Source organism: Nostoc sp. (genome assembly GCF_035638895.1).
GTDB lineage: Bacteria > Cyanobacteriota > Cyanobacteriia > Cyanobacteriales > Nostocaceae > Nostoc.
Window position 1 is genome coordinate 1 of sequence record NZ_DASQZC010000579.1, and the last position, 10,991, is coordinate 10,991.

Here is a 10,991-nt window from a genome sequence, read left to right on the forward strand (position 1 = left end):
ATACCTGCTTTGGGAACTCTTGGTGCTGCCAATCTTCAACGGGAAATGACTGAGCATACAATATTTCAGGTTCAAGAATTGCAAAAAGCCATTGCCATATCTGTAGAAGTGAGATTTGCAGGTGGGGATTCGCAACTTATGCAAGACTGGCTGGGGTTGGATTTGGTTTACCAGTCTCAAGGTGAAGGGGATCTAGGTTCGCGGATGGCGCGATCGCTTTTCGAGGCTTTTCAATCTGATGCCACAAAAGTAATTATCATCGGTACAGATTGTCCTGGAGTTAATGCCCAGATTCTAGAGACAGCCTTTGAGAAGTTACACACCTTTGACTTAGTACTTGGCCCTGCGATCGACGGTGGATATTACTTAATTGGGTTGCGCCAATTCATCCCGGAGTTATTCGTTAACATCGAGTGGGGAACTGCTCAAGTATTCCAGAAAACCGTGGACATTGCTCAGGAACTTAATTTATCATACGTGAACTTGTCGCCTTTGGCTGATGTTGACCGACCGGAGGATCTGCCAATTTGGGAACAAGCCCTTGCAAGGGAGATGGAAAAATAAGGGAAATATAGCAATTTTTATATGGATGCAAAACCCACTAGGGGCGTACATTTGTGCGCTCCTACAATATGCCTATATTACGACCGATTGAGAACTCTAATAAGGGAAATCGGGTAATTAATGAGTCTTTTCTTACAGCCCCGCATCATGTTCGTATTTTAAAACACCACAAATTTCCTGAAGACACTGTACATAACAAATGTTACTCTGGCCTAGTTGAAAACCAAGAGGCAGATAGCCTTTACCAATATTGAATCTGCTTTCTGTTTCTATACAATAGTCACGGTCATAGGCACAATATTCAAGTAGCTTGAAATATGAAAATCACTCGTATTCACCGCCAGTTCAAAAAACTATGGTTAACCGTTTTACTTCCGTGAGTACTGCTCTCACACTTAAGGTAGTTGGAATAATTTGCATTTTGTCGTTTTTTGTTGACTTTTTGATTCTCTTGTTACCCTTTCAACCAACTGATCGGGTATGGCAAATCAACTTGGCGACAGCGGTAGTTGATCGGGGAATTGTTCCTTTAGTAGGTTTGGGACTTCTATTTGCTGCCTATTGGATTGATAGTGCTGATGCAGGAGGTGATCGCGCCCAAGGTATTGATTTAAGATTTCCTGCTGTGATCCTCTCAAGTATTTTAGGGTTGATGTTTTTGCTGATTTTTCCCCTACACCTCAATAACGTCAATCAAGCTAAGACTCAAACACTCAATCGAATCACCCAAGAAGCAGATCAGGCAGAAAATCAACTGAACGCCCGGTTATCACAATTGCAAGCACAATTGAATACTGAGCAAGGAAAAGCTCAATTAGAGCAACTGCGAAACCAAACCAAAGCTCAGTTTAGTGAAATCCTTAAGGATGACCAGAGATATAAGCAAGCACTTGAAAGTCCTCAAATTCCTGCAAATATAAAAGATTTGTTGAGGAAGGCTAAAACAGATCCCCAAGCACTTAACACAGCTATCGAACAACAAACAGATATTAAGACGCTGCAAAGTCAACAACTAAGCCAAGTTCGCCAGCGCAGAGACGAAGCACAGCAACAAGCTAGAGATAATGCTTGGAAGTCTGGACTGCGGATTGGGATTAGCAGTTTGCTGTTGTCCATTGGTTACATTATCATCGGCTGGACAGGCTTAAAAGGTAGCGGTGCTATACAAGGTGGTAAACCTAGAGCGGCTGCACGCTAATCTATTATCGGTATGGCAGTAGGAAGTTTGAGGGCTGATACTGCCATACGCCTAATAGCTAATAACAATAAAAACGCAATTATCACTTAGTAAAATCGCTATAAAACTTGGGTAATGTTCTCAATTTACATACTGACATATAACGAAGAGTTAGATATTGCTGCTTGTATCGAATCGGCGATGCTATCGAATGACATCATTGTTGTGGATTCATGCAGTAGCGATCGCACTGTGGAAATCGCTAGTCGCTATCCCATCCGCGTCATTCAACACGCTTTTGAAAGCCACGGCCGCCAACGCACTTGGATGTTAGAGTCTATCCCTCCAAAGCACGAATGGGTTTACATTCTCGAAGCTGACGAGCGCATGACACCAGAACTGTTCGCTGAATGCGAAAAGGCAAGTCAGAGTCCTGACTACATCGGTTACTATGTGGCTGAACGTGTCATGTTCATGAATCGTTGGATTCGATATAGCACACAGTATCCCCGTTACCAAATGCGCCTCTTTTGCCACGGTAAGGTCTGGTTTACAGATTATGGTCATACTGAACGGGAAGTTTGTGAGGGTGCAACTAGCTTTTTAAAAGAGACATACCCACACTACACTTCCAGTAAAGGGTTGAGTCGCTGGATTGACAAGCATAACCGTTATTCTACAGACGAAGCTCAAGAAACGCTATATCAACTAGAACAGGGAAAGGTCAACTGGCAAGATTTATTCTTTGGCAAATCGGAAGTCGAAAAACGCCGCGCCTTGAAAGATTTGTCTTTGCGTTTACCCGCCAGACCGTTGCTACGGTTTGTATATATGTATTTTATCTTAGGCGGATGTTTAGATGGACGCGCCGGATTTGCTTGGTGTACATTGCAGGCATTCTACGAATATCTGATTTTGCTCAAAGTCTGGGAAATGAAGTATCTACCAAAACCTAATTTAGACGCAACAGCAATTCTGGCCCAGGAAAGTACACAACAGTTACAGTGCGTGGATTCTGAAACGACACAGGCTGATGTAGCGTAAAATTTGAAGCCGCGATCGCTTACGACGGATAGGTAGGCCGCAAAATTTTAGAAGTGGGATAGCACAGTTGTGCTATCCTACGGCGTGTTAAATTTAAAGAAAAACTACCATAATAAAAGCCTCTCCTGTTCAACTGGCGAGATAAAATAATTCCTTTGTTTACCCGCGCGTACTTTCACAATCATGAGCAGCTTTTGATTGAGCGCGGTAGATTAGTAATACCTAAGGACTTGCAACAATCGTTTACAAGTCTTACAAAGAAAAGTAACATCCTTTGAAAATAACCAGTCGGCATCAGATTGGTTAATGTCTATGTGTATGCTTGTAGGAAAATAGCTGATTTCCAGCAACAAGTACGTGTTTTTGCGTCAGTAGCCAGGATGCTAGCGTTTTGGACAGTTACTTGCGGTAGAAACTGCCTAAAGTTAAAGTCTTTGGAATTTGACGAATCTGCTGGTATTAATACCAATAACAAAAGTTCCTCTAGCTTAAAACAGGAGAATCGGGGCTTGGTAATCGATCGCCTAAAACAGGACTTAAAAAACGACCTGATCGCTGGTTTGTTGGTAGTAATTCCCCTAGCAACTACTATCTGGCTAACTATTACCATTGCCACTTGGGTAATCAACTTTCTCACCCAAATTCCCAAACAACTGAATCCCTTTGATGGGTTAAACCCAATTTTAGTAAATTTACTGAATTTATTAGTAGGATTGGCTGTACCCTTACTAAGTATTTTATTGATGGGCTTGATGGCTCGCAATATTGCTGGGCGGTGGTTGTTAGATTTTGGTGAGCGATTATTACAGGCAATTCCTTTAGCAGGACAGGTATACAAAACCCTCAAGCAGCTTTTAGAAACAATACTAAAAGATTCTAATGGCAAGTTTCGCCGAGCAATTTTGGTAGAGTATCCCCGCCGAGGAATTTGGGCGATCGCCTTTGTTACTGGTGCAATCAGCAGCGATATCCAAGCCCAGATGCCTCGTCCCGTACTAAGTGTTTTTATACCCACTACGCCCAATCCGACTACCGGATGGTACGCAGTAGTTCCTGAAGATGAGGTGGTAAACCTCTCCCTGTCCATTGAAGACGCTTTTAAAATAGTTGTATCAGGTGGCATTGTCGCCCCCAATACGCCCTTGGTTTTCCCCAAAGAGTCCACACTGGAAGTGAAACACAACGAAATCAAGCAGCAGGTTGTTCCCGTTGAAGAAAGTTAACAAAACAGAATTCAGGAGTCAGAATTCAGAATGGGCTAAACGCCCCGCTACCGCTAACAGAATTTAATTCTGTGTGACACTTCTCTTCTTAGGCTGCGCCAACGACAAGTTTAGTGGCTACTGGCGGATAGCGCAGCATTAGCTAGTCCTCATACTTCTGCAAATAAGCAAGCTAGCAAGAGCGTCTAAATAAACGGTGAAACACTCGCGCGTAAAATGAAAATTTGGTGGTCTACAATTTAGTGGCGGGTCTGAATTCCCGACTTTCTTATTCTGTATTCTTCTTCAAAATTAATCTGGCATAGTCACAAGCAAATGCGTAATGTTGTTTGACTGTGCAAAAAAAATGATACAATAGTAGGTTTGTCCCGTCTAGTTAATTAGTTCTTACGTAATCACCCCTCAGTTTTATGCAACCTCGTAAACCCCAGCAAATTGCTCGTGAATTGGCGCTTCTAAGCCTTAGCCAATTGCCAGTCAACCCAAAGAAATTAGATAAGTTGGAAGACGATCAACTAGTATCCAAGTTGGTGCTAGGAGCAGTACGCACTCTGACTTCAGAAGTGCAAGATACCCTCGATAATGCCGCAGGTGAACTGCAACGCAGTAACGATCGCCTTTTAAGTAGCCAAACTCGGGCCTCCGATCTCAATACTGCTAGAACAATGCTGCAAGAAGCGATCGCCTGTACCCAGACAGCAATCAATCAGTTGGGTACGGCAGTTGATTTCCCAGTATTGATTCAGTTAGCTAATCAGGATAAGGGAGTCCGTAATTACGCTAAAGAGCTTGTGATTACCGTCAACGAAAATCGACAAATTATAGATGAACTGCTTTCTACTGCCTTAGTAGATTGGCAAGTAACTCGCCTCGCTCAAATTGACCGCGATATTTTGCAAATCGCTGTGGCTGAAATGAAGTTCTTAGGAGTTCCAGACAGTATTGCCATTAACGAAGCTGTGGAGCTAGCAAAACGCTACAGTGGAGACGATGGTCATCGGTTTATTAACGGTGTTTTGCGCCGAGTCACTGAGCAGAAAAAGACAGCATAGCCTTTATATAATTACTTGCCAAAGTCAGGGGGATGAGGGAGCAGGGGGAGCAGGGGAAGCAGGCGAAGAAGAACTATTGATTAATGCTCAATGCCCCAAGTTAAATTAAACTCATAACTTATAACTTAATATAACTAATACTGCTGCAATGGTTTTTAATTGGTTCCGTCGTAAATATAACGATTCCTCTGACACTCCCTCTGATAAGAAACAGGAAGAAACTCTTCCTACACAAGAACCTCAGCCAGAGCCAGCTGAAACGTCAACGCCAACTGCTGAAAGTGCTCCAGACACAACGACAGACTTGTTAGCGTTTGCTAAAGCAGCTTACAAAAATATTCAGCAAAAACAACAAGCCGACGAGGTAGTAGAAACCCCGGTTGATTCAGGAGATGCCTCACCAGCATTAGCAGAACCTGAAACCGCAGAAACGGTAATTGCGGAAATTACCGAACCAGAAACAATTGAGGAACCTGTTAATACAACCGTAGAAACAGCACAGCCAGAAGTTATCCAAGCTGCTACTGAAGAAGAAATTATAGAAGATTCCTCAGTAGCAGCAATTGCTGATCAAGATGTCTCCAGCCTAGAACCCACGGCAAATGAAGCTGAACCAACGCCTACCGAACCAGTAGCTACGCCAGAGGCAACACAGCCAACAGCACTATCCTTCTTAGAACGGGCGGCGGCAGAACGGCAAGCCAAGCTGGAACAACTAATGGCCACCGCCATTGAAGTTCCAGAACCAGAGGTAGTACAGCCAGTAGCTACAACTTCAGAGACAGGAGAGGAAATTCCTGGACTGGTATTTGATGATGGGTTTGTCTGGTCGGCGAAAGTTTTAGCAGCTCAAGGTAGAAGTCCAGAAGACGTTTCTATTGAAGAAATTACCTGGCTGAAAAAGCTCCGGCAAGGGTTAGATAAAACTCGTCGTAGCATTCTTAACCAACTAAAGGCGATCGTTGGTCAAGGGCCTCTAAACCAAGCTGCTGTGACAGAAATTGAGGCATTGCTCTTGCAAGCTGATGTGGGTGTAGAAGCGACAGACTTTATTATCAATGCCCTACAGACAAAACTTCGAGAAGAAGTTACTGCACCTGAAGAAGCGATCGCTTATCTAAAAAAAATCCTCCGGGATATGCTCGATGCACCAAGCATTGCATCCCACAAAACTATCTTTACCCCAGAAAAAGAAACCTTGAATATTTGGTTAATCACTGGTGTAAATGGTGCCGGTAAAACTACCACCATCGGTAAAATTGCCCATCTGGGACAAAAATCTGGTTATAAATGCTTGATTGGGGCAGCAGACACCTTTCGCGCCGCCGCCGTGGAACAGGTGAAGGTTTGGGGTAGTAGAAGTGGTGTAGAAGTAATTTCTAATCCGGGAAAGAATACAGATCCGGCAGCAGTTGTGTTTGATGCGATCGCAGCCGCTCAAGCGCGTCAAACCGAATTACTTCTAGTTGATACAGCCGGCCGACTGCAAAACAAGAAAAATTTAATGGACGAACTTAGCAAAATTCGGCGAATTATCGACAAAAAAGCCCCAAATGCCAAAGTAGAATCTCTTTTAGTTCTAGATGCCACTTTAGGGCAAAATGGACTGCGGCAAGCCGAAGTTTTCTCCCAAGCTGCCCAACTGAGTGGCGTTGTCTTAACCAAGCTCGATGGTACAGCCAAAGGCGGTGTTGCCCTTGCCGTTGTGCAACAGCTAGGTTTACCCATTCGCTTTATTGGTGCTGGTGAGGGAATTGAAGACCTGCGCCCCTTTTCTAGCTATGAGTTTGTCGAAGCTCTCTTGAGCGGCTAACTGAAAAATTTGGGGTTAAGTATTTTTCTTGACAACTGATAAATTTAGGGATTACTGATCTGGTATTATCACTTGAACTCATTAGAAACAGATCAATTCCTGTAAATCATAAGTTTGTCGCAATAAATGGATAACTTTTGCTAAAATCTCAAGCTAGTGCCTTTTTTCACTCTCTGAATGGGCATTTAAACGCAACACACAAAACCCCCGAAGCTTCCATCTTGCAGCAAGGTATTTAAAGGGCAAGCGAGACGCTCACCCCCGCAAATAAAACTATTGCAAAATGGACAGCAGAGCGGCGAGCAGTGCGTTGGGGAGCCAGCACAAAGTCCAGCACTGTGGGGGGTTTGCCTTTGCAGGTTATGGGTGTTGGCTATGGCAACTTGTATTCTTAGATCGAAGGAATTGCGCTAGCGAGTTGGCAGAACTGCACACTGCACGTAACTTACTTAAGAGTAAAAGTACGAGCATCATCTGTTTGCCCAATGCCGACATTAGGAAAAGGACAGCTTCCGACCATCAGAACTTCGCAAAATCGTCCACTGTGGACTCAAAAAGCGAATTGGTGTAAGTAAGCTAGTTCAACACTCCCAGGTGTATTCTCAGCTCCTACTTGCGAAAGTATCTACGAATATTTTCTCTAGAAAATCGGGTTTTTCACTCAAAAAACTTCTAGTCTCCAAGTTGCCCCTGCCCAAACAGTTACTCTGAAAGGGTTATAAATTATTCTTTTAATAAAGTATTTTTATGACTTTAGAGATATGCTTTGGTAATTAAGTTATGAAAAAATGAAAAGCTTTCTAACTATCACTGAAACTAGTAATTTTTACGGATTAGTTTTTGGCTAAAAATACATGATTTGAAATTAAAAATTTTCCATCATAAATACAATAAGCAAATAAAATACTGATAAAAGTTACCTGTTACGTCTTTATACTCTTGCTAAAGTGACAAGTCTTGTCTAAATATGGTTTAGCAATGCCAAAGGCAAAAAATTTATAAGTAATCTAAAATCTGCCAATATAAAGTGCAATAGTACCTGTGCCTGTGTCTCAACTGCCCTCTCAACCCATTGACAACAATAGTAGTGCCGCGACAGATGTCACACCAGTCGTAGCACTAAAAGAACTCGTGGCAAGGTTGCACCGGGAACAGAACAAAATTCAAGATTTGCTCAGTTCTTTAGGATTTGCCCTAAGAAGTTTCAATAATTTGAATCAGTTTTTGGAACTGATCCCCCTGATGGCAACTAGAGTGACAGATGCAGACGGAAGTGCCCTGTTTCTCTACAAACCTAATGGTCAAGTCAGGTTAGAGCAGTTACATTGGCAAGATAGTCGCCAGCGAAAAAATATCCGCAAAGCGCTAGAAATAGCCAGCAGTCAAATCACGCTTCTGCCCAATGCTGCCCCTCTAGCCAATGCTACGGGGCTTTTAGATGACCAGATGCATCGCTATCTAGGGCCAGATGTGCAAATCTTTGGTACGGCGATTCTGGTGAAGCATACAGAACGGGGATGGCTCTACGTCTTGAGCCGCGATCCAGAATATAGTTGGACAGAAACCAGGCAAAAGTTAGTTAGGTTAGTAGCAGACCAAACAGCCGTTGCGATCGAAAACGATGAACTAGCTGTAGAACTAAGAAAAAAAGAACGCCTAGACCAAGAACTAGAAATTGGCGCAGAAATTCAACGGCGACTTTTGCCGCGTCAATGTCCCACGATTCCTGGTGCAGTCCTGGCGGCACGTTGTAAACCAGCCAATCGCGTCGGCGGAGACTATTACGACTTTATTGCTACCAATCACAATAAAATCCAACCCACGACCAAAGGCAGCACGGAAAATAGTCGCTGGGGTTTGGTTATTGGAGATGTCATGGGCAAAGGTGTTCCGGCTGGGCTGATTATGACGATGATGCGGGGAATGTTACGGGGAGAAGTGCTACATGGCAATTCCCCTGCCGGAATTCTACAAAACTTAAATAGAGTTATGTATGCGGATTTGGAAAATTCCCACCGCTTTATAACGCTATTTTATTCAGAATTTAATCCCCACAGCCGAATTTTGTCTTATAGCAATGCGGCACACAATCCTCCCTTGTGGTGGCACGCAGCTACAAAAACTGTTAGCCGTTTAGATACTCTAGGAATGTTAATTGGTTTGGATGCTAACAGCCAATATGAAGATGCTCAGGCACAGTTAGAACCTGGGGATACAATTATTTATTATACAGATGGCTTGACTGATGCTGCTGCTGCTGGTGGCGATCGCTTCGATGAAGATAACTTTGTCGCTGGCTTCAATACGGCTTGCAAGTACTGCAATGGCCCAGAGGAGATTGTAGATTACCTATTCGACCAAGTTGAGCAATTCATTGGTGCTGATAAGCAAAACACTGATGATATGACACTAGTTGTTCTGCAAATTTTATAGTTATTACCCATTTTCGGTTGATCAAGTCATGATTAAACCAATGGTGACTGGGGATTGACTAGAGTAATTTTACTAAATTTAATTTTTTATTTATTTTTTCTTTGAATTTCCGTAGCGATCGCCTAAATGGTCGCACATCAACCTTTTTTGGTGAATTGTTTGCATTTAGCCTTTAAGATAATACATCAAAAATGATCCTTAGAATACTTTTCTGTTGAAGTAAAAACTATATATTTTGCACATCTAGCACAGTAGGAAACGCCGAGGGAGAGACTAGGTAAAATGTACAAGGTAAAAAGTAAAAGGTAAATTTACTTCTTCATTTTTGCTTTCTTTCTATCCTTGTGATGCAAGCATTTGGCCTGCTCGCTCTTAGCGTTTTAATTTTTCCTTTCTCCGCCGTAGCAAGTTCACAACAGCTACGACGGAGTTTTGCTTTACCAATAAATACGTTTCCAGTTGAATGTCCTTATTCCATTGCCCAAATTCTTGATGCTGAGTTTTTACCAGATGCTATTGATGCCTTCAAGCCGCACACTCGTGACTTCCAGTCATGAGTTAGGCGCTCTATATTAAGTGTGACTTTGTGTCAAAATTAAAACGTATTCAGCAAATTCAATAAATTGTCATCCATCCAAAAAGCATTTAAAGTTACTCTCATACCCACACACAATCAAGAAGTCTTAATTAATAAGACGATTGGTTGTGCCAGATATGTGTACAACCGCTTTTTGGCGCTGAAGAAAGAGTTATATGCAAGTGAGGGAAAAACTTTAAACTACAACACTTGTAGTCAACAGCTAACTATACTCAAAAAAGAAATTGAATGGTTGAAGGAAGTAGATAAGTTTGCTTTGCAAAATTCACTGAAAAATTTAGAGACAGCATACAAAAACTTTTTTGCTGACTTAAAGAAGATTAAAGGGAAAAAGGGTGTAGGTTTTCCTAAATTTAAAAAGAAGCGTGGGTGTAAACAGTCTTACAAAACTAATCTCACCAACGGCAACATTCAAATTATAGAGAATCGTTTAAAGCTTCCGAAAGTAGGTTGGGTAAGATTCCACAAGTCTCAATACATTACCGGAAAGCTTGTAAACGTTACTATTAGTCGCATTTCATCTGGTAAATATATTGCTAGTATCCTGTGTGAAGCTGAGATAGATAAATATCCCCAGGTAACACAAAATATTGGCTTAGACTTAGGACTGAAGTCTTATCTAACTACTAGTAATGGTGAAACAGTAGATAACCCGAAGTATTACAGAACTCAAAAAAGAAAGCTACGTAAGGCACATAAAAAGCTATCCCGCAGTGTAAAAGGTAGTAGTAATAGAGTCAAAGCGAAAATCAAGCTGGCTCGTACCTACGAGAGAATTACTAATCTCAGAGATGACTTTCTGCACAAGCTGTCAACTCGGTTAATCAAAGAAAACAGCATTATCTGTATTGAGGATTTGCGAGTTGCCAACATGGTGAAGAATCACACACTAGCACTGAGTATTTCAGACGCTAGTTGGTCTAAGTTCGTTACCATGCTGGAATATAAAGCTTTGTGGCATGACAGAATTGTGCAGAAAGTTGGTACTTTTTATCCCTCATCTCAAACTTTTGAGAAGGCAGGAGGCAGGAGGCAGAGGGCAGAAGGGAAACCCCATAAATAAATTTAGGGGATTCAATAGGGACTT

The 10,991-nt window shown here is 42.2% G+C and carries 9 protein-coding genes; all 9 read left to right on the forward strand.

Annotated elements, in window-relative coordinates:
- Positions 1-564: TIGR04282 family arsenosugar biosynthesis glycosyltransferase (locus VE944_RS28610; protein WP_324985410.1), on the forward strand; the 564-nt coding region annotated here is incomplete at its 5' end.
- Between the two features lie 355 nt (positions 565-919).
- Positions 920-1,762, forward strand: coding sequence for a hormogonium polysaccharide biosynthesis protein HpsJ (hpsJ-B, locus tag VE944_RS28615; RefSeq protein ID WP_324985413.1), 843 nt, complete (start codon positions 920-922; stop codon positions 1,760-1,762).
- A 114-nt stretch (positions 1,763-1,876) separates the two neighbouring features.
- Positions 1,877-2,785, forward strand: a complete 909-nt coding sequence (locus tag VE944_RS28620; protein ID WP_324985417.1) for a glycosyltransferase family 2 protein — start codon at positions 1,877-1,879, stop codon at positions 2,783-2,785.
- 458 nt (positions 2,786-3,243) lie between these two features.
- Positions 3,244-4,008, forward strand: coding sequence for a DUF502 domain-containing protein (locus VE944_RS28625; protein ID WP_324985435.1), 765 nt, complete (start codon positions 3,244-3,246; stop codon positions 4,006-4,008).
- A 410-nt stretch (positions 4,009-4,418) separates the two neighbouring features.
- Positions 4,419-5,060, forward strand: coding sequence for a transcription antitermination factor NusB (nusB, locus tag VE944_RS28630; RefSeq protein ID WP_324985420.1), 642 nt, complete (start codon positions 4,419-4,421; stop codon positions 5,058-5,060).
- Between the two features lie 148 nt (positions 5,061-5,208).
- The gene (gene ftsY / locus VE944_RS28635) at positions 5,209-6,873 is read left to right on the forward strand and encodes a signal recognition particle-docking protein FtsY (RefSeq protein WP_324985423.1); all 1,665 of its coding nucleotides are present in this window, start codon (positions 5,209-5,211) and stop codon (positions 6,871-6,873) included.
- A 1,041-nt stretch (positions 6,874-7,914) separates the two neighbouring features.
- Positions 7,915-9,306, forward strand: a complete 1,392-nt coding sequence (locus VE944_RS28640) for a PP2C family protein-serine/threonine phosphatase (protein ID WP_324985426.1) — start codon at positions 7,915-7,917, stop codon at positions 9,304-9,306.
- Between the two features lie 347 nt (positions 9,307-9,653).
- Entirely contained in the window at positions 9,654-9,863 is a 210-nt protein-coding gene (locus VE944_RS28645; protein ID WP_324985429.1) for a hypothetical protein, read from the forward strand.
- 66 nt (positions 9,864-9,929) lie between these two features.
- Positions 9,930-10,967 (forward strand): IS200/IS605 family element RNA-guided endonuclease TnpB, encoded by a 1,038-nt coding sequence (tnpB, locus tag VE944_RS28650; protein WP_324985432.1) that lies wholly within the window; start codon positions 9,930-9,932, stop codon positions 10,965-10,967.
- Positions 10,968-10,991: the final 24 nt, after the last annotated feature.